Annotated in this window: 18 protein-coding genes; 4 read left to right on the forward strand and 14 right to left on the reverse strand. The window is 68.8% G+C overall.

Going from position 1 to position 18,460, the window contains the following annotated elements:
- Positions 1-12 precede the first annotated feature (12 nt).
- On the reverse strand, positions 13-972 hold the full coding sequence (locus ACCD11_RS03005; RefSeq protein WP_413312284.1) for an MBL fold metallo-hydrolase: 960 nt from the start codon (positions 970-972) through the stop codon (positions 13-15).
- A 143-nt stretch (positions 973-1,115) separates the two neighbouring features.
- Between ACCD11_RS03005 and ACCD11_RS03010 the strand changes: the two genes are divergently transcribed.
- Positions 1,116-1,961, forward strand: coding sequence for an IclR family transcriptional regulator (locus ACCD11_RS03010; protein ID WP_413312286.1), 846 nt, complete (start codon positions 1,116-1,118; stop codon positions 1,959-1,961).
- A gap of 4 nt (positions 1,962-1,965) precedes the next feature.
- On the opposite strand, the gene ACCD11_RS03015 is transcribed toward ACCD11_RS03010, so the two are convergent.
- From ACCD11_RS03015 to ACCD11_RS03040, 6 genes are all read right to left on the reverse strand, one after another.
- On the reverse strand, positions 1,966-2,187 hold the full coding sequence (locus tag ACCD11_RS03015) for a hypothetical protein (protein ID WP_007833468.1): 222 nt from the start codon (positions 2,185-2,187) through the stop codon (positions 1,966-1,968).
- Positions 2,188-2,217: 30 nt separating this feature from the next.
- Positions 2,218-2,898 carry an ABC-type transport auxiliary lipoprotein family protein gene (locus ACCD11_RS03020; protein WP_413312287.1) on the reverse strand — a complete coding sequence of 227 codons (681 nt, stop codon included), beginning with the start codon at positions 2,896-2,898 and terminating at the stop codon, positions 2,218-2,220.
- A gap of 20 nt (positions 2,899-2,918) precedes the next feature.
- The gene (locus ACCD11_RS03025; RefSeq protein WP_007833473.1) at positions 2,919-3,878 is read right to left on the reverse strand and encodes an MlaD family protein; all 960 of its coding nucleotides are present in this window, start codon (positions 3,876-3,878) and stop codon (positions 2,919-2,921) included.
- A 14-nt stretch (positions 3,879-3,892) separates the two neighbouring features.
- Entirely contained in the window at positions 3,893-4,732 is an 840-nt protein-coding gene (locus ACCD11_RS03030; protein WP_007833475.1) for an ABC transporter ATP-binding protein, read from the reverse strand.
- A 12-nt stretch (positions 4,733-4,744) separates the two neighbouring features.
- Positions 4,745-5,911, reverse strand: a complete 1,167-nt coding sequence (locus ACCD11_RS03035; protein ID WP_413312289.1) for an MlaE family ABC transporter permease — start codon at positions 5,909-5,911, stop codon at positions 4,745-4,747.
- Positions 5,912-6,080: 169 nt separating this feature from the next.
- Complete coding sequence (locus tag ACCD11_RS03040) at positions 6,081-7,028, reverse strand: LysR family transcriptional regulator (protein WP_413312290.1); 948 nt, start codon at positions 7,026-7,028, stop codon at positions 6,081-6,083.
- Positions 7,029-7,146: 118 nt separating this feature from the next.
- On the opposite strand from ACCD11_RS03040, the gene ACCD11_RS03045 reads away from it, so the two are divergent.
- From ACCD11_RS03045 to ACCD11_RS03055, 3 genes are all read left to right on the forward strand, one after another.
- Positions 7,147-8,655: a CoA-acylating methylmalonate-semialdehyde dehydrogenase gene (locus ACCD11_RS03045; protein WP_413312292.1), complete on the forward strand. Its 1,509-nt coding sequence runs from the start codon at positions 7,147-7,149 to the stop codon at positions 8,653-8,655.
- Positions 8,656-8,821: 166 nt separating this feature from the next.
- On the forward strand, positions 8,822-10,450 hold the full coding sequence (locus ACCD11_RS03050; RefSeq protein WP_413312293.1) for a GMC family oxidoreductase: 1,629 nt from the start codon (positions 8,822-8,824) through the stop codon (positions 10,448-10,450).
- A gap of 281 nt (positions 10,451-10,731) precedes the next feature.
- Positions 10,732-11,562 (forward strand): alpha/beta fold hydrolase, encoded by an 831-nt coding sequence (locus ACCD11_RS03055; RefSeq protein ID WP_007833495.1) that lies wholly within the window; start codon positions 10,732-10,734, stop codon positions 11,560-11,562.
- 42 nt (positions 11,563-11,604) lie between these two features.
- Here ACCD11_RS03055 and ACCD11_RS03060 read toward each other — a convergent pair whose 3' ends face one another.
- The 7 genes from ACCD11_RS03060 to ACCD11_RS03090 form a co-directional block, all read right to left on the reverse strand.
- Positions 11,605-12,648: an ABC transporter substrate-binding protein gene (locus ACCD11_RS03060; protein ID WP_413312295.1), complete on the reverse strand. Its 1,044-nt coding sequence runs from the start codon at positions 12,646-12,648 to the stop codon at positions 11,605-11,607.
- Positions 12,649-12,668: 20 nt separating this feature from the next.
- On the reverse strand, positions 12,669-13,823 hold the full coding sequence (locus tag ACCD11_RS03065; protein WP_413312296.1) for an NAD(P)/FAD-dependent oxidoreductase: 1,155 nt from the start codon (positions 13,821-13,823) through the stop codon (positions 12,669-12,671).
- A 61-nt stretch (positions 13,824-13,884) separates the two neighbouring features.
- Positions 13,885-15,288: an FAD-dependent oxidoreductase gene (locus ACCD11_RS03070; RefSeq protein WP_413312297.1), complete on the reverse strand. Its 1,404-nt coding sequence runs from the start codon at positions 15,286-15,288 to the stop codon at positions 13,885-13,887.
- On the reverse strand, positions 15,285-15,590 hold the full coding sequence (locus ACCD11_RS03075; protein ID WP_007833505.1) for a (2Fe-2S)-binding protein: 306 nt from the start codon (positions 15,588-15,590) through the stop codon (positions 15,285-15,287). The genes ACCD11_RS03070 and ACCD11_RS03075 overlap by 4 nt, the downstream gene beginning before the upstream one ends.
- Positions 15,591-16,385: an ABC transporter permease gene (locus tag ACCD11_RS03080; RefSeq protein WP_413312299.1), complete on the reverse strand. Its 795-nt coding sequence runs from the start codon at positions 16,383-16,385 to the stop codon at positions 15,591-15,593. It abuts the gene before it with no gap.
- The gene (locus ACCD11_RS03085; RefSeq protein WP_413312301.1) at positions 16,382-17,242 is read right to left on the reverse strand and encodes an ABC transporter permease; all 861 of its coding nucleotides are present in this window, start codon (positions 17,240-17,242) and stop codon (positions 16,382-16,384) included. Before ACCD11_RS03085 ends, ACCD11_RS03080 begins: the two co-directional genes overlap by 4 nt.
- Entirely contained in the window at positions 17,239-18,318 is a 1,080-nt protein-coding gene (locus ACCD11_RS03090) for an ABC transporter ATP-binding protein (RefSeq protein WP_007833514.1), read from the reverse strand. The genes ACCD11_RS03085 and ACCD11_RS03090 overlap by 4 nt, the downstream gene beginning before the upstream one ends.
- Positions 18,319-18,460 lie beyond the last annotated feature (142 nt).

Below are 18,460 nucleotides of genomic sequence, written 5' to 3' on the forward strand. Positions count from 1 at the left end.
AGCAATGCGGGATCAGCCTTCGAGGGCCTTCCACATGTCGATGTCGCGCTGCGCCGTCCACACGCGCGGGTCTGCATGGCCCGAGGCTTCGTCGTACGCCCGGCTCACGTCGAACGGCATGCAGTGGTCGAAGATCACCCACTGGCTGTATTTGGGCTTGAGCTTTGCGTACGTGTCCTTGTAGACCGTGTTCAGGTCGCGCCCGGCCTTCACGCCCTCCTGCACGCTGGCGTACACGTCGGAGATGAAGTTGCGCGTGCCCGTCAGGCCCTCGGCCACCTCGGCCGGCGTGGTCAGCGCTGCGCCGCGGCCCGGCACCAGCGCGGCGGGCTTGAGTGCGGCGATGTTGTCCAGCGTTTGCGGCCAGTCCTTGAAATAGGCGTCGCCGGCGTACGGCGTGGCGCCGAATTCCACCAGGTCGCCCGACAGCAGCGTGCGCTCCTGCGGCAGCCAGACGACGGTGTCGCCCTTGGTGTGGCCGCGGCCCAGCTGGATCAGTTGCACTTCGAGCTTGCCGAGCCACAGCGTCATCTTGCCGGTGAAGGTCATGGTGGGCCAGGTCAGGCCCGGCGGCACGGTCTCGACGTTCTGGAACAGGCGCGGGAAGCGGCCGATCTCGCTGGCCTTGTCCTGCTCGCCGCGCTCCACGATCAGGTCGCGCGTGTCCTGGCTGGCCAGGATGTGCTCGGCACCGTAACCCGCTGCGCCCAGCACGCGCACCGCGTGATAGTGCGTGAGCACCACGTACCTGATGGGCTTGTCGGTCACTTCGCGGATGCGGCGCACCACGTCGGCCGCCATGGCGGGCGTGGCCTGGGTGTCGGCCACCAGCACGCAGTCGTCGCCGATGACGATGCCGGTGTTGGGGTCGCCCTCGGCGGTGTAGGCCCAGGCATGTTCCGAGATCTGGCTGAAGGTGACCTTTTTCTCTTCCATGTCGGCCTGGCTGGCGAATTTCTTGGCTTGGCTCATCGGGTGTCTCCGTCGGTGGGTGGGTCTTGGATTCGTTTAAAGCAAACGAATTCGCGGTTAACGAATTTCCGCAGTGTAAACCGCGGATCAGTTAATGTCTAATCCCTTCTTCATGAACGAACGACCAGAAGGCGAGGCCGGCCATGGCAGCCAATGACACCGACCGCGCCCAGCGCGGCATCCAGAGCATCGAAGTCGGCGGCCAGCTGCTGCGCGCGCTGGTGCACCACGGCCGGCCCATGGCGCTGAAGGACCTTGCGCGCGAGGCCGACATGACGGCCGCCAAGGCGCATCCGTACATGGTCAGCTTCGGGCGCCTGGGCCTGATCGAGCAGGACCGCGCCAGCGGCCACTATCTGCTTGGCCCGCTCGCCTTGCAACTGGGCCTCATCAGCCTGCAGCAGGCCGACCCGGTGCACATCGCCACCCCGCTGATCGGCCAGTTGGCCCAGCAGACCGGCCACACCGTGGCGCTGGCCGTGTGGGGCGCGCGCGGCGCGACCATCGTGCGCACGGCCGAGTCGCCGTCGCCGGTGCACGTGAACATGCGGCACGGCACGGTGTTCTCGTTGACCAACACGGCTTCGGGCCGGGTGTTCGCCGCCTACCTCGATGCCGACGCGGTGCGCCAGCTGCTCGAGGAAGAGCGCCACCGCCGGGGCCAGCGCAAGGGGGCAGAGCCGAACCCGCCCGCCGGCATGCCGCCGGTGCAGCCTCTGCCGTCGTGGAGCGATTTCGAGCGCCAGCTGCAGGAAGTGCGCACGCACGGCATCAGCCGTTCCGACGGCGAGGTCATCCAGGGTGTCAGCGCCATGGCCGCGCCCGTCTTCGACCACACCGGTGCCATCGTGCTGGCCCTGACCGCCATCGGCCCGGCGGGCATCTTCGATACCGCGTGGGATGGCGAAATTTCCCGTGCGCTCAAGGCTTGCGCGGGCACGGTGTCGCAGCGGCTGGGCGCCACCCCCGCGCCGGCCACCCCGGGCTGAAGGTTCAGCCCTTCCTGCCGCCCAGCAGCACCAGCGCGCCGCCCACCACGATGGCGGCCACGCCGGCCCAGGCCGGGAGGTTGACGGTCTGCTTCTCCTTCATCGAGAGCTCCAGCGGGCCCAGCTTGGCCTGATGAGTTTCCTTGGTGAAGCTGAAGCTGCCGAGGCCCAGGACGGCAATGCCGCCCACGATCAGCAGGATGCCGACGATGCGTGTCGCGTTCATGGGATCGATCCTCCGTCCATCAGGTTGTGACTACCGGGGCGCCTGCGGCGATTGCTGCTGCAGCTGCCCCACCCACTGCACCACCTCGGCCACCGCGGCATCGCTGGCTGCAATCAGTGCCTTCACGCCGCCGGGCGCGTCGGCGCTGGGCGCGGGGCGGCGCACGGTGAACACGCGCTGGCCCAGCACGCGGTCGCCGCCGGCCGTGCTGCGGACCAGCGTGGCGCGCAGGCGCACCAGGCCGACGCTGGCGCTTGCCGAGTCGAAGTACTGGCTGAATTCGTCGAGCGAGATGCGCAGCATGTCTGGCACCTCGCCCTTGCTGCGCGAGATGGTGGCGCTTTCTGCCGGGCCGAGCACGGTGCGGCGTTCGGCCAGCGTGTCGCTGAGCCGCTGGCGCAGCAGTTGCGCCGGCGGCAGGCTCCAGCGCGACTGGCCGTAGGGGCGCAGCTCGTTGGCGTCGGCGTAGCCCAGCCGGTAGAGGATCTGCGTGCCATCCAGGCGCGTGTTGCTGTCGAACTCGGCCAGCGCCAGCGTGGGGAGAGGGGCGGCGGAGGAGGGCGCGGCCGCGGCAGGCGCCGCCAGGCCGGGGCCGAAGTCGTAGAGCGTGGCGCGCGCGGGCTTGTCGGGCAGCGCGCCGCAGCCGGCGGCCAGCAGCACGCAGCCCAGGACGGCGGCAGCCGGGTTCATCAAGGAGCGAATGGCGTTCATGGTCGATGGTCCTCCCTCAATCAGGGCCGTGTCGCGGCCGGCGCGCTGAAACCCGGTTCGCCCGGACCCGCGGCCGCGCCGCCGTTGCCGAACAGCAGCGATTGCGGGTTGTCGTTGATGCTGTCTGCCGCGCGGCCCAGCCGGCGCACGGCGTGCGAGGTGTCGTCGGCTACGCGGTTCACGCGCGGCAGTGTGGCCGCGTTGAACGAATCGACCGCCTGCGCCAGCGCCTTGGTGCCCTCGCTCAGCCGTTCGACGGGGCCTTCGGGTGCGTTCAGCCGGCCCACGGTGGTGTTGAAGTTGTTGGCCACGCGCGAGACGTCGCCGGCCGCCTTCTTCACCGAGGCCATCGTGTCCGGCAGTTTGGTCAGCGCAGGGTTCAGGCCGGTCTTCACCGTGTTGTCCAGCGTCTTCAGCAGCGTGTTGGCGCTGGCCGAGGCGGCCGCGATGCTCTCCAGCGCGTCGGCCGCACGCTTCTGGTTGGGGTCGCTCAGCAGCGTGTTGGCGCGCTTCGTCACTTCCTCGACCTGGTTGATGATGGCTTCGCCGCGGTCCTGCAGCTGCGCCAGTATCGACGGCTTGAGCGGGATGCGCGGCGGGTTGTCGTCGTCCGGCTTCAGTGCCACGTTCGACTCGCCCTTGTCGTCCAGCGCGATGAAGGCCAGGCCGGTCACGCCCTGGTAGCTCAGCGTGGCGAAGCTGGAGGTGGTGAGCGGCACCCGCTCGTCGACCGAGATGCGCACGCGCACATTGCCCTTGACCTTGGGGTCGAAGTCGATCGACGTCACCTTGCCCACCGCGATGCCGCGGTAGCGCACCGTCGCCTGCGGCTGCAGGCCGCTCACGGCGTCGCGCGTGGAGAGTTCGTAGATGTTGCGCACGGTGTTGTCGCGCGTGAACCAGATCACCAGCGCGACGAGCGCGGCGATCAGGCCGAGCACGAAGGCGCCGGCGGCGAGGGCGTGGGCCTTGTTTTCCATGGTGTGTCTGCCTTTCAGCGTTCGCCCGCGCTGGCGGGCTGCGATGGTGCATCGGCGGGCTTGTCGTGCAGCGCCTCCAGGGCGCGCTGGCCGCGCCCGCCGAGAAAGTATTCGTGGATGAAGGGGTGCGGATACGCGATGACCTCGCGCGCCGTGCCGGTGACGATCACCTTCTGGTCGGCCAGCACCGCGATGCGGGTGCTCAGGTCGAACAGCGTGTCCAGATCGTGCGTGACCATCACCACCGTGAGGCCCAGCTCGCGGTGCAGGCCGCGCAGCAGGTCGCAGAAGCTGTCCGACGCCTCGGGGTCGAGGCCGGCCGTGGGCTCGTCGAGCAGCAGCAGCGGCGGGTCCATGATGAGCGCGCGCGCCAGCGCCACGCGCTTGATCATGCCGCCCGACAGGTCCGCCGGGCTCTTGTTCGCATGCTGCGGACCCAGGCCCACCATCTGCAGCTTCACCAGCGCCGCGTGGCGGATCAGCTCGTCGGGCAGCAGCTTCAGCTCGCGCAGCGGAAAGGCGATGTTCTCCAGCACGCTGAAGGCCGAGAACAGCGCGCCGTGCTGGAACAGCATGCCCACGTTGGCCGCGCCCGAGGCGCTGAGCTCGCCGGGCTCCTGGCCCAGCACCTCGACATGGCCGCGCGTGGGTTTTTCGAGCCCGAGGATCTGGCGCAGCAGCACCGTCTTGCCCGTGCCCGAGCCGCCGACCAGCGAGAGCACCTCGCCGCGGTCGATGTGCAGCTGCAGGTCGCGGTGCACCACCTGTTCGCCATCGGCGCTCTGGAACGCCGTCCACAGGCCACGGATGTCCACCACGGTGGTGTCGGTGTCGGGGCGCACGGGCATGCTCATGGTTTCACGCCCTCACGCACGGAAGCCGATGCCCTTGAAGAGCACGGCGAACAATGCATCGACCAGGATCACCGCGGTGATCGAGGTGACCACCGACGAAGTGGTGCCGCGCCCGAGGCTTTCGGTGTTGGGCTTGACCTTCATGCCGAAGTAGCAGCCGATCAGCGCGATCAGGATGCCGAACACCGCCGACTTGGCCGTGGCCAGCCAGAGGTTCGAGATCGGCACCGCGCGCGGCAACGCCGAGAGAAAGTAGGCCGGCGAGATGTCCAGCGCCGCGTCGGCCGCCAGCATGCCGCCTGCCAGCGCGGCCATCGAGGTCCACAGGCTGATCAGCGGCATGGCGATGGCCAGTGCCAGCACGCGCGGCATCACGAGGCGAAAGCCGTGCGGAATGCCCATCACGCGCATCGCGTCGAGCTCTTCCGTCACGCGCATCACGCCGATCTGCGCCGTGATGGCCGAACCCGAGCGCCCGGCGATCAGCACGGCCGCCAGCACCGGCCCGAGCTCGCGCACCAGCGACAGCCCGAGGATGTTCACCACGAAAGTCTCTGCGCCATATTGGCGCAGCTGCTGCGAGATCAGGTAGGCCAGCACCACGCCGATCAGCAGCCCGACCAGCGCCGTGATGTGCAGCGCCGTGGCGCCGAACTGGTAGAGGTGCCCCGAGAAATCGCGCCACGGCCCGCGGTGCGGCGCGCGGATCAGCTTGCCGATGTCGAGCGCGAGCTGGCCAATGAGTTCCGTCAGGTCGCGCATGACGAACATCGCGCGCGGCCCGAGGTGCGTGAACGCGCGGACGCGGTCGTTCAGCGAAGGCCCGGGTTCGGCCGGCGTCGGCACGGTGTACTGCGCCACCTGGTCGAGCACTGCCTTGTGCTGCGGCGACATCTCGAGCGTCGCGGGCCATTGGTGGTGCCAGTGCTCCCACAGCAGCTGCGCGCCGATGTGGTCGAGCTGTTCGATGGGGCGCAGGTCCCAGGCGCGGTCGTCCGCGGGCGGGGCGGCTGCCAGGTCTTTCGCCAGTGCCTGCCAGGCCGGCTTGGATGACATTGCCAGCGTGGTCCAGCAGCCGCTGGCCACCGTCCATTGGCGGCCGTCCTGCTCCCGCCGCCCGACGCGGGGCCGCGCGCTGTCGGCGGCGGGAGCGTCGGCAGGCGATGTGGCAGGGGACATAGGGCGGATGAGAGGGAAAGTTAACAGGTGCAGGGCTGGATGCGCGCATCGTAACCGGGTGCATCCGTGCGCTGTGTGTCGCAGACCCCTCGTTTGCGTAGGGCGCGACGCCGTTTTTCGGTTTCCTTTTTCACGATTCGCGCCGGCCTCCGGCCCGGCCGCGGCCCGCTCATGCCGCGAAGCCCGCCGCCAGCGCCTCGCGCAGCCACGCCACGAAGGCCGTCACCGCCTGCGGCACGTGCGTGGCATAGGGCCGGATGGCATACAGCCGCTCGCCGAACGCGCCCACCGAACGCCATTGCGGCAGCACCTGCTGCAGCTTGCCCGACTGCAGCGCCGATTGGGCGCTGAAGTCCGGCACCAGCGCGATGCCCAGGCCGCCGAGGGCGGCGTCGCGCAGCGCCTCGCTGTTGTTGGCGACCAGCGGTCCCGAGACCGGCACCGTGATGCGCGGCGCCGCGGCCTTGCCCTTCTGCGGCGTGCGGGCCTCGAAATGCCAGGTCGGCGTTTCCTGCGCACGCGGGTAGTGCAGGCAGTCGTGGCCGGCCAGCGCCTGCGGCTCGCGCGGCGTGCCGCGGCGGCGCAGGTAGGCGCGGCTGGCCACCAGCACCGAGCGGGTCTCGCACAGCGTCCAGGCCACGTGCGTGTCCGGCGGCGCGGCCGTGTGGCGGATGGCCAGATCGAAGCCTTCCATCGCGAGCGAGCTGAGCCGGTCCGACAGGTCGAGCTCGATGCGCACCTCGGGCTGCGCGCGCAGGAAGTCAGCCAGCCGGGGCACCAGCTGCTGGCGCGCGAAGGCCACCGGCGCCGTCACCCGCACCAGCCCGCGCGGCACGCCCGCGAGGTCGCGCACGCCGGCGAAGCTGTGGGCGATCTGCTCGAAGGGGCCGCGCATGTCTTCCACCAGCCGCTGGCCGGCCTCGGTGAGCCGCACGCTGCGCGTGGTGCGCTGCACCAATGGCGCACCGGCCGCGCGCTCCAGCTCGGCGATGCGCTGGCTCATGGCGGCCTTGCTCACGCCCAGGCGCAGCGCCGCCGCCGTGAAGCTGCCCTGCTGCGCGAGCACCGTCAGCCAGTGCAGGTGCGTCCAGAGCGCTTCGATATTTTGGGGTTTCATGTATCCATTGTTCAGCAGGATGAACAATAAGTTCAAGCTTCGCGTCTAGGCGCGCGCCGAGGTGCTGCCTAAACTGGCCGCACCCCCTCATTCTTCTGCGTCAGCGAAAGCCTTCTCCATGCCCACCTCCATCGATCATTTCATCGGCGGCAAGCCCGCCGCCAACACCTCCGGCCGCAGCCAGGACGTGACCAACCCCGCCACCGGCGCCGTGACCGGCAAGGTCGGCCTGGCCGACGCCGCGCAGGTCTCGGCTGCCGTGGCCGCCGCGCAGGCCGCCTTCCCGGCCTGGGCCGACACGCCGCCGATCCGCCGCGCGCGCGTCATGTTCAAGTTCCTGCAACTGCTCAACGAGCACAAGGACGAGCTGGCCCACCTCATCACCGCCGAGCACGGCAAGGTGTTTACCGACGCGCAGGGCGAGGTCTCGCGCGGCATCGACATCGTCGAGTTCGCCTGCGGCATTCCGCAGCTGCTCAAGGGCGACTTCACCGACCAGGTGAGCACCGGCATCGACAACTGGACGCTGCGCCAGCCGCTGGGCGTGGTCGCCGGCATCACGCCCTTCAACTTCCCGGTGATGGTGCCGATGTGGATGTTCCCGGTGGCGATTGCCGCCGGCAACACCTTCGTGCTCAAGCCCAGCCCGACCGACCCGAGCGCATCGCTGCGCATGGCCGAGCTGCTGAAGGAAGCCGGCCTGCCCGACGGCGTGTTCAACGTCGTGCAGGGCGACAAGGCGGCGGTGGATGCGCTGCTCGAGCACCCCGACGTCAAGGCCATCAGCTTCGTGGGCTCCACGCCGATTGCCAACTACATCTACGAGACCGGCGCCCGCCACGGCAAGCGCGTGCAGGCCCTGGGCGGCGCGAAGAACCACATGGTGGTCATGCCCGACGCCGACATCGACCAGGCGGTGGACGCGCTGATCGGCGCGGGCTACGGCTCGGCCGGCGAGCGCTGCATGGCCATCTCGGTGGCGGTGCTGGTGGGCGACGTGGCGGACAAGCTGCTGCCCAAGCTGATCGAGCGCACGAAGACGCTGAAGGTGCTCGATGGCGAGAACCTCGCGGCCGAGATGGGCCCGATCGTCACGCGCGCCGCGCATGAGCGCATCACTGGCTACATCGATCTGGGCCAGAAGGAAGGCGCGAAGCTGCTGGTCGACGGCCGCGAGTTCGACGGCAACAAGGCAGGCGCAGGCTGCGGCGATGGCTTCTGGATGGGCGGCACGCTGTTCGACCACGTCACCCCCGAGATGCGCATCTACAAGGAAGAGATCTTCGGCCCGGTGCTCGGCTGCGTGCGCGTGGCCAACTTCAAGGACGCGGTCGACCTGATCAACGCGCACGAGTTCGGCAACGGTGTGAGCTGCTTCACCCGCGACGGCAACGTGGCGCGCGAGTTCGGCCGCCGCATCCAGGTGGGCATGGTGGGCATCAACGTGCCGATCCCGGTGCCGATGGCCTGGCACGGCTTCGGCGGCTGGAAGCGCTCGCTGTTCGGCGACATGCACGCCTATGGCGAAGAGGGCGTGCGCTTCTACACCAAGCAGAAGTCGATCATGCAGCGCTGGCCCGAGAGCATCGGCAAGGGCGCCGAGTTCGTGATGCCGACGGCAAAATAGGCTCACCCCCGACTCTCGCGCACTTCGTGTCGCTCGCATCCCCCCTCAAGGGGGCGCTCCCGGCGGCCCGGCGGAGCCGGTTCCGCGGGAGCACTGGTACTGGCAAATGGCAACGGCGCGGTGGGGCGCCGTGGGCAAATAAGAACGAGCAGAAGGAGACAACCAATTGAGCGACACCACCTTCGACTACATCATCATCGGCGCCGGCACTGCCGGCTCGCTCATGGCGAACCGGCTCAGTGCCGACAAGAGCAAGCGCGTGCTGCTCATCGAGGCCGGCCGCAAGGACGACTACCACTGGATCCACATTCCGGTCGGCTACCTCTACTGCATCGGCAACCCGCGCACCGACTGGCTCTACAGCACCGAGCCCGACGCCGGCCTCAACGGCCGCGTGCTGCGCTACCCGCGTGGCAAGACGCTGGGCGGCTGCTCCAGCATCAACGGCATGATCTACATGCGCGGCCAGTCGCGTGACTACGAGCATTGGGCCGACCTCACCGGCGACGACGGCTGGCGCTGGCAAAACGTGCTGCCGGCCTTCAGGAAGCACGAGGACTTCTACCTCGGCGCCGACGAGATGCACGGCGCGGGCGGCGAATGGCGGGTGGAGAAGCAGCGCCTGCGCTGGGACATCCTCGACGCCTTTGCCGAAGCTGCGGTGCAGGCCGGCGTGCCGCACTCCACCGATTTCAATCGCGGCAGCAACGAGGGCGTGGGCTACTTCCAGGTCAACCAGAAGAACGGCTGGCGCTGGAACACCGCCAAGGCCTTCCTGCGCCCGACCTGCTACGGCCGGCCCAACTTCGAACTCTGGACCGGCGCGCAGGTCTCGCGCCTGCTGTTCGAGACGCTGCCCGACGGCACGCGTCGCTGCACGGGCGCGGAAGTGTGGAACGGCAGCGAGATGACCACCGCGACCGCGTCGCGCGAGGTTGTGTTGAGCGCAGGCTCCATCGGCTCGCCGCAGATCCTGCAGCTCTCGGGCGTCGGCCCGGCCGAGCTGCTGCGCCAGCACGGCATCGACGTGGTGCTCGATGCCCCTGGCGTCGGCGCCAATCTGCAGGATCACCTGCAGATCCGCGCGGTCTACAAGATCGCCGGCGCGCCCACGCTCAACGTGATGGCCTCGTCGATGGTCGGCAAGGCAAAGATCGGCCTCGAATACCTGCTCAAGCGCAGCGGCCCGATGAGCATGGCGCCCTCGCAGCTGGGCGCCTTCACGCGCAGCTCGCCCGAGCACGAATGGCCCAACCTGCAGTACCACGTGCAGCCGCTGTCGCTCGATGCCTTCGGCGATCCGCTGCACAGCTTTCCGGCCTTCACCGCGAGCGTGTGCAACCTCAACCCCACGAGCCGGGGCTCGGTGCGCATCAAGAGCAAGCGCTTTGAAGATGCGCCGGCCATCGCGCCCAACTACCTGAGCACCGACGAAGACCGCAAGGTGGCAGCCGACTCGCTGCGCGTGACGCGCCGCATCGCCGAGCAGCCCGCACTGGCCAAGTACAACCCGCAGGAATGGAAGCCCGGCGTGCAGTACCAGAGCGACGAAGATCTCGCGCGGCTGGCCGGCGACATCGCCACCACCATCTTCCATCCGGTCGGCACCACGAAGATGGGCGCCGAGAGCGACCCGATGGCCGTGCTCGATTCGCGGCTGCGCGTGCGCGGCGTGCAGGGCCTGCGCGTGGTCGATGCCGGCGCGATGCCGACCATCACCAGCGGCAACACCAACAGCCCGACATTGATGATGGCCGAGAAGGCAGCAGGCTGGATCGTCGAAGACAACCGCTGAGGTCGCGCGCAGGGTCACAACGTGAAAGGCGCAGGCATTTTGTTCAAGATTTGCCGCGCCGTTTAGCCGACAGTGCGTTGTCCGGCGAGGCAATTCCGCTTTCGCTGCCCAACAACCCTGCCCTGGAAAGAAGCATGTCCGACATCAAGACGACCCCCGCGACAGGCGCCTCGCGGCGGCGTATTCTGGCCGGCGCGGCCGGCATCGCGACCGTGTCCGCCCTCGGTACTTCGAGCGCGGCTGCCGCGCAAAAGCACGCTGACCACACGAAAGAATCCCCCATGAGCTTTGTCACCACCAAGGACGGCACGAACATCTTCTACAAGGACTGGGGACCGCGCAACGCGCAGCCCATCGTCTTTCATCACGGCTGGCCCCTGAGCGCCGACGACTGGGACACGCAGATGCTGTTCTTCATCGGCAAGGGCTACCGCGTGATCGCGCACGACCGCCGCGGCCACGGCCGCTCCTCGCAGACCGCGGGCGGGCACGAGATGGACACCTACGCGTCGGACGTGGCGGCGCTGACCGACGCGCTGGACCTGAAGGACGCCGTGCACATCGGCCATTCGACGGGCGGCGGCGAGGTGGCGCGCTACGTGGCGCGCGCCAAACCGGGCCGCGTGGCCAAGGCCGTGCTGGTGGGCGCCGTGCCGCCCATCATGCTCAAGACAGCGGCCAACCCCGGCGGCCTGCCGATGGAGGTGTTCGACGGCTTCAGGGCCGCGCTCACGGCCAACCGCACGCAGTTTTTCATCGACATACCCACCGGCCCGTTCTACGGCTTCAACCGGCCGGGCGCGAAGGTCTCGCAGGGCCTCATCGACCGCTGGTGGCTGCAGGGCATGATGGGCGCGGCCAATGCGCACTACGAGTGCATCAAGGCCTTCTCCGAGACCGACTTCACCGAAGACCTGAAGAAGATCGACGTGCCGGTGCTCGTGATGCACGGCACCGACGATCAGGTCGTGCCCTATGCGAATTCGGGGCCGCTCGCGGCCAAGCTGCTCAAGCGCGGCACGCTGAAGAGCTACGAGGGCTACCCCCACGGCATGCTGTCCACGCATGCGGACGTGATCAACCCCGACCTGCTGGCATTCGTGAAGAGCTGAGGCCGGGCGCGCCGCGGTGTACGAACGCCGCGGCGTGTCGCATCAACGCTCGATGGTCTTGTTCCAGCGCGCGTTCCACGCCGGCCGGTTCGCGTTGATGCTTTCCCAGTCGATGGTGACGGCGGTCTTCATCCACTTGTTGATGTCCGCCACCTGCGCCGCGCCTTCGCCCACGGCCGGGGCCTTGGGGTTGGTCGGGATCTGCGCGCCGTACTGCAGCACGTTGGCCTGAGCCACGGGGCTCAGCAAAAACTCGGCGAGCTTCTGCGACAGCTCGGGCTCGCTGTTGTTGGCGATCACGCACTGGCCGACCATGAGCACCACGGCGCCTTCCTTGGGCGGTGCGTACTCGACCGGAATGCCCTTGGTCTTGAGCGCGGCCACGGCCGTGGGCGTGAGCGGGAAGATCGCCGCTTCGCCGGTCTGCACCATCTCCGAGAGCTTGGCCGAACTGGGGATGTACTCCAGCACGTTCGGCCCGATCGTGGTGGGCCAGGCCTTGAAGCCGGGCTCCACGTTCTTGTCGTTGCCGCCCTGGATGCGGTTGAACATCAGGAAGCCGTGCAGCCCGAAGGACGAGGACGACATCGACTGGAACACCACCTTGCCCTTGTACTTCGGGTCGGCCAGGTCCATCCACGAGGTGGGCGGCGCCCAGCCCTTTTCCTTGAACATCTTGGCGTTGTAGGCGAGGCCGGTCATGCCCAGGCTCACGCCGCTGGCCATGTCGTCCTTGAAGCGCGCGGCCGGGTAGATCTCGCTGAGGGACTGGCTGGGCTTCTGCTTCTGGCACAGGCCCATGCCGATGGCGCGCACCATGATGCCGTCGTCCAGGAACATCACGTGCATCTGCGGCTTGTCCTTGTTGGCCTGCGCCTTCGCGAGGATGTCGGAGGAGGTGCCGGGCACCACCACCACCTTCGCGCCGTAGGCCTTCTCGAAGGCGGGGAACACGTACTGCGTGTACGCCTTCTCCATGGTGCCGCCGTTCATGCCGATGTAGATGGTCTTGGTCTGCGCGCTGGCGATGCCCGCGGCTGCGAGCAGCGCGGCGAGGAGGAAGGGGGACTTGGCGGTGCGGGACATGGTGATGCTCTCCAATCAGTTCAGGTGGGGGAAGCGGCGAGGGATGGGGAAACGGGTTCTTCGTCGAAGCGCTCGATGGCGAAGGCGTCGATGGGCGTGTCGCTGCGGCCGTCGCGCGCCAGATCGGCCAGCACTTCGCCGGCGGCCGGGCCGATCTGGAAGCCCGCACCCGCGAAGCCGAAGCCGTGGAACAGCCCCGGTGTGGTGCGGCTCGGTCCGAGCACTGGTTCGCGGTCGGGCAGGTAGCCTTCGGTGCCGCCCCAGGTGCGGATGATGTGCGCGTGGCGCAGCGCGGGCAGCAGCTCGACGGCCTGCCGCGCGAGCACGGCGATGGCGTCGCTTTCGGCGCGAGCGCGTTCGGCATCGAGCGTGATGCCCGTGCCGCCGCCCATCACGAGGTTGCCGCGAGCCACCTGCCGGCAGTAGATGCCGCCGCCTTCCACGCCGAGGCTCCATTGCATGAAGTGCGGCACCGGCTCGGTCACTGCCATCATGGGGCTGCGCGAGAACATCGGCGGCTTCTCGCCGAACTGCGCCGCGATGGCGCCGGCCCATGCGCCCGCGCAGTTGAGCAGCAGGGGCGCCTGCACTTCGAGCGCGTTGCCGCTGCGCACCATGAACGTGGCGCCGTCGTGCGCGACCTCGTCGACCTTGTGCCGCTCGAAGACCAGCGCACCCGCGCGCTGCGCCGCCAGCGCGAAGGCCGGCGACACGAGACGCGGATTGGCCTGCCCGTCTTCCGCGCACAGCGAGCCGCCCACGGCGCGGGTGCCGAGCCAGGGGCATTGCTGCCGCAGGCGCGTGGCGGAGATCAGTTCGAGGCCCAGGTCGAAGTCGCTGCTCATCGCGCGATAGCGCTCCAGCGAGGCCATGTCGGCTTCGCTGCGCGCGATCTTGAAATGGCCCGAGCGGACGTATTCGCCGTCGGTGCCCAGCAGCTCGGGCAGCCGGCCCCAGATGCGGTGCGCGCGCTGCGTCAGCGGCAACTGGCTCAGGGAGCGGCCCTGCCGGCGCACGCCGCCGAAGTTCACGCCGCTGGAGCGCGAGCCGCAGAGGTCGCGCTCGAGAAGCACCACGCTGGCGCCCATGCGGCGCAAGGCCAGCGCGGCGGAGGAGCCGACGATGCCGCCACCGATGATGGCGACGTCGGTTTGCAACTTCTTGATCGAGCTCATTCAATAACCTCCGCGCTTCGCGCTGCGGTGCGCGCTTGCTTGGTGCGGCCCGGCGCGGCGCTCATGCGTCGGCCCCCTCGGCGGGCACGAGCCGGATCGGGATCGGCTTGATCGGCGCCTGCCCGCGCAGGCGGCCGACCTGCTGCAGCGGCTGCTGCGTCGCATGCGCGAGGATCTCGGCCGCGGCCACGCCGCACATGCGGCCCTGGCAGCGGCCCATGCCGACGCGCGACAGGGCCTTGAGCCGGTTCAGCTCGTCGGCACCGGCCGTGGCGACGGTCTGGCGCAAGGTGCCCGCCGTGACGTTTTCGCAGCGGCAGATCACGAGCTCGTCGGGCGCATGCGCGGCCCAGTCCTGCGGTACCGGGAAGGCGCGTTCGAGGCCCCGGCGGAAGCCAGCGAGCTTGTGCAGCCTGCGTTCGAGTTCGGCTGCGCGTGCCGTATCGACCGCCACGCCGTTGTCCGCCAGCAGCGCCAGCGCCGCTCGTTCGCCCGCCCACTCGGCCGCGTCCGCGCCCATGATGCCGGCGCCGTCGCCCGCGAGGTACACGCCCTCGACGCTGGAGCGCCCAGCCGCATCGCGCACCGGCAGGTGCGCGCGGTGCAGCGGCACGTAGTCGAAGCGGCAGCCCAGCAGGTCGGCCAGCTGTGTTTCGGAGCGCAGCGCGTAGCCGAAGCCGACGGCGTCGCAGGCCAGCGTGCGTTCTTCGGCACCGTCCTGCCAGGCCACGCCGGTCACGCGGCTTTGCTGTTCGTCGCCGAGCACGCGCAACGGACGCACGCCGCTGTGCAAGGCCACGCCGTGCGCGCGCAGCCAGCCGACGTAGTACACGCCCTTCGCGAACACCGCGGGCTGGGTCAGCATCGCGGGTGTGGCCGCGAGCTGGTCGGCAAGGCGCGCGGTGTCGAGCACCGCGGCCACCTTCACGCCGGCCTTCGCATATTGATAAGCCACGAGGTACAGCAATGGCCCCGTTCCCATGAACACCACGCGCTGCCCGATGGCGCAGCCCTGGAACTTGAGCGCCACTTGCGCGCCGCCCAGCGTGTAGACGCCGGGCAGCGTCCAGCCCGGCACCGGCAGCACGCGGTCGGTGGCGCCCGTCGCCGCGATCAGGTGGCTGTAGGGCACGCGGCGGTTGCTGCGCGTGGGGTTGTGCATCACGTCGAGCCGATGGTCCTGGGCGTTCCACACCAGGCTGTCGCCCAGATGCTCGATGCGGCCCTGCAGCGCGTCGAAGGCCGCGTGCACGGCATCGGCGCGCGTCGACTCGAAGCCATAGAGCGTTCGCGCCGTGCGCTGCGCGAGGCCGGCGGGCGGGCGGCGGTAGATCTGCCCGCCGGCGCGCGGCGCCTCGTCGATCACCACGGGCCGCAGGCCATGCGCCACCAGTGTCTGCGCGGCGCGCACACCGGCCGGGCCGGCGCCGACGATCACGGGGCGGATTGCGTCTGCCTTCGTCATGCGCCGTTCTTTCCGGTGACCAGCGCCATGCCCGGCGCGATGAAGGTCGAGCAGGCGCGCAGCCGCTCGCCTTCGTCCGTGGCAATCCAGCAGTCCTGGCAGGCGCCCATCATGCAGAAGCCCGCGCGCGGAAGGCCGCTGAATTCGTTGCGCCGCAGCTGGTCGCATTGCGTGAGCACGGCAGTCAGCACGGTGTCGCCGGCCAGCGCGCTCGCGGGCGCGCCATCGAGGGTGAAGGGCACGGCTTCGCGCCCGCTTTTCTCGGCCACGCGGTGAAGCAGGGCGTGTGCAGTCATGGTCATCTATCTGCGCCCCACCAGCACGCGGTCGAGTCCGTAGACACGGTCGAGCAGCACCATTGCGAAGGCCGTGACGGCCACCATCAGCGCTGACACCGCGGCCATCAGCGGATCGATCGACTCGGTCGCGTACATGTACATGCGCACCGGCAGCGTCACCGTGCTCGGTGCGGTCACGAAGATCGACATCGTCACTTCGTCAAAACTGTTGATGAACGACAGCATCCAGCCGCCCGTGACACCCGGCAGGATCATCGGCAGCGTGATGCGGCGGAACACCGTGGCCTGGCTCGCGCCCAGCGACAGCGCGGCCTGCTCGGCGCTGCGGTCGAAGCCCACCAGCGCCGCCACCACCAGCCGCAGCGTGTAGGGCGTGACGATGAGCGCATGCGCCATCACCAGCCAGCCGAAGCTGCCCGTGCCGCCGACCAGCGCGAACAGCCGCAGCAGCGCCACGCCCAGCACCAGGTGCGGCACGATCAGCGGCGAGAGGAACAGGCCGTTGAGGAAGTCGCGCCCCGGAAATGCGTAGCGCGTGATCGCCATGCCGGCCGGCACTGCGAGCAGCGTGGCGATGGTGGCCGAGCTCAGTGCGAGCCACAGGCTGTTCCAGAACGACTGCATGAAGTCGGGGTGCGCGAACACCGCCTTGAACCAGCGCAGCGAGAAGCTGGTGGTCGGAATGGTCAGCGTGTTCTCCGGCGTGAACGCCACGATGCACACGATCACCAGCGGCGCCAGCATGAAGGTGATGACGAGCGCGTTGAACGCGAGGGCGATGGGGCCGTTTCTTTTCATCCCAATGCCTTCTTGTAGCGGCCTTCGACCAGGCGGTTGTAGCTGAGCATGACCACGAGGTTGGCCACCAGCAGCACCAGCGCCACGGCCGCGCCCAGCGGCCAGTTGAGTTCGCTCAGGTATTCGTCGTAGACGATGGTCGCGACCATCTTCAGCCGGCGCCCGCCGAGCAAGCCGGGAATCGCGAACGAACTCGCGGCCAGGCCGAACACGATCAGGCTGCCCGAGAGAATGCCCGGCATCACCTGCGGCAGCACGATGCGCCGCAGCGTGGTGAGGGGCGTGGCATTGAGCGAGAGCGCCGCGTTCTCCACGCCGGGGTCGAGCTTTTGCAGCGAGGTCCACACCGGGATCACCATGAAGGGCAGCATCACGTGCACCAGCGCGATGATCACAGCCGTGTTGGTGTAGAGGATCTTCACGGGCCCGACGCCCAGCAATTGCAGCAGCGCGTTCACCGCGCCCTCGGGCCCGAGCAGCATGCTCCAGCCGAAGGCGCGCACCACCACCGACACGAGCAGCGGTGCGAGCACCACCAGCAGCAGCACCGAGCGCCACGGGTTGCGCATGCGGCTCAGCACGTAGGCCTCGGGCGCGCCGACGAGCACGCAGATCAGCGTGACCAGGCCCGAGATCCAGAAGGTGCGCCAGAAGATGCCGAGGTAGTACGAGTCGGAGAACACCAGCGCGTAGTGCGCCAGCGTGAACTCGCCGGACTTCGGGCCGGTGGCCGGGTCGTACACGTTGAACGACAGCACGGCCGTGAGTGCGAGCGGCACCAGCAGCAGCGCGCTGAACAGCAGTAGCGCGGGGCCGGAGAGCCACCAGGGCGTGGCCTTGTTCTGCAAGGTGCTCATGCCATCACGGCCTTCGCGGTGGCGTCCGCGGGCAGCAGCCGCATGCAGTGCGCCGGCCAGTCGATGCCGGTGCGGGCGCCTTCTTCGAGCGCATCGCGCCCATCGTTGGGGCTCAGCACCGTGAGGTCGCCGATGGGCGTGGCCACGCGGTAGAGCCACTGACTGCCGAGGAAGAAGCGTTCCTGCACCTCGCCGTCGAGCCGGCCCCGGCTCGTCGGCACGAGTTGCAGCTTCTCGGGCCGCACGCTCAGCAGCGCGGCCGTGTCGACGCCGAAGCCCGTGTCGTCCACGTCGAGCGAGAGCGCGCCGACTTCGACGCAGGTGCGCGCGGCGCCGCTGCCGGACACGCGGCAATCGAGCAGGTTGGCCTTGCCGACAAAGGTGGAGATGAAGCGCGTGCTCGGGTGTTCGTACACGCGCTGCGGATGGTCGATCTGCGTGGCGCAGCCGCCTTCCATCACCACCACGCGGTCGCTGATCGACATGGCCTCGCTCTGGTCGTGCGTGACCATCACCGTGGTGGTGCCGACCTTGCGCTGGATCTGCCGCAGCTCGAACTGCATCTCCTCGCGCAGCTTGGCGTCGAGGTTGGACAGCGGCTCGTCGAGCAGCAGCACCGGCGGCTCGATCACCAGCGCGCGCGACAGCGCCACGCGCTGCCGCTGGCCGCCCGAGAGTTCGCGCGGATAGCGCGTGGCATGCGCTTCGAGGTGCACCAGCGCCAGCGCCTGCTTCACGCGTTCGGCGCGCTCGGCCTTGGGCATCTTGCGCATCTCGAGGCCGAAGCTCACGTTGTCGGCCACCGTCATGTGCGGAAACAGGGCATAGGTCTGGAACACGATGCCCAGCCCGCGCGTGTTGGCCTTGGCATGCGTGATGTCCTTGCCCGCGAGCTCGATGCGGCCGCTGCTCACCGCCTCGAAGCCCGCAATCATCTGCAGCGTGGTGGTCTTGCCGCAGCCCGAAGGGCCGAGCAGCGAGACGAACTCGCCCTTTTCTACCGTGAGGTTCATGGCCGACACCGCGCGGGCGGAGCCATAGAACTTGGTCACGTCGGTGAGCCGGAGGAATGACATGGGAAAGCCTTTCTGTCGGTGGCAAAAGGGGCGTGCGACACCTTGGTGCGTGCCATGGACCACTTGCCGATTTCAATTCACTCTATTGCAATGAATGCGCCAGTTCGCTTCGGGTATTCCATTAATCAGAATCTTTATTCAA

Origin of the sequence: Variovorax sp. Varisp36 (genome assembly GCF_047304235.1) — a bacterium.
Taxonomy (GTDB): Bacteria; Pseudomonadota; Gammaproteobacteria; order Burkholderiales; family Burkholderiaceae_C; genus Variovorax.